The sequence below is a fragment of the Micromonospora sp. H61 genome (assembly GCF_018070325.1).
Classification (GTDB): domain Bacteria; phylum Actinomycetota; class Actinomycetes; order Mycobacteriales; family Micromonosporaceae; genus Micromonospora; species Micromonospora salmantinae.
Genome location: NZ_JAGPXY010000250.1, coordinates 1 through 520 on the forward strand (window position 1 = coordinate 1; position 520 = coordinate 520).

The following is a 520-nucleotide window of genomic DNA, read 5'->3' on the forward strand; positions in this document are numbered from 1 at the left end:
TCCGTGCAGGTGGCCGACTTTGAGTCCGACCCTGACCGCGCCGGCCCTTGGCTGGAGCGGCTGGCTTCCGCTCGGCGATCGGGCCGCCCGCCTGCAAGTGCCAGGAGGCCCGGGGCTGTACCAGGTGAGGCGGATCGGTGACAGCTCCCTCGCCTACGTAGGGCAGACCGGTGAGCTGCGACGCCGACTCGGTCAGCTATGCGTTCTCTATCGCGATGAGATGCCGTACAACGACCCCCACACGGCTGCTCCCTGCCTCTGGGTCATGCGCACCGTCGGCGACGCCAGTTTCGAGTTCTCCATCGCGGAGTTCGCCGGGGACGTCAGGGAACGCAAGCTGGCGGAGTGTGTGGTGCTTTCCCAGCACCGAGCGCGATTCGGTCGCTCGCCGACGGCGAACTTTGGACGCATGCCGGACGGGTGGGTCAAGTCCACGGGTAACAACGCGGCGCTCGTAACGGCAGGCCGCCGGGCGCGTGGTTACCAGGACGCTCGCGCTTCCCGGCCTGCCGAGCAGGGC

At 68.7% G+C, this 520-nt stretch carries 1 protein-coding gene; it reads left to right on the plus strand.

Features of this window, described 5'->3' with window-relative positions; translation table 11 throughout:
* Window positions 1–220: 220 nt before the first annotated feature.
* A partial coding sequence (locus KBX08_RS33435) for a hypothetical protein (RefSeq protein ID WP_210787737.1) occupies window positions 221–520 on the plus strand: 300 nt, incomplete at its 3' end.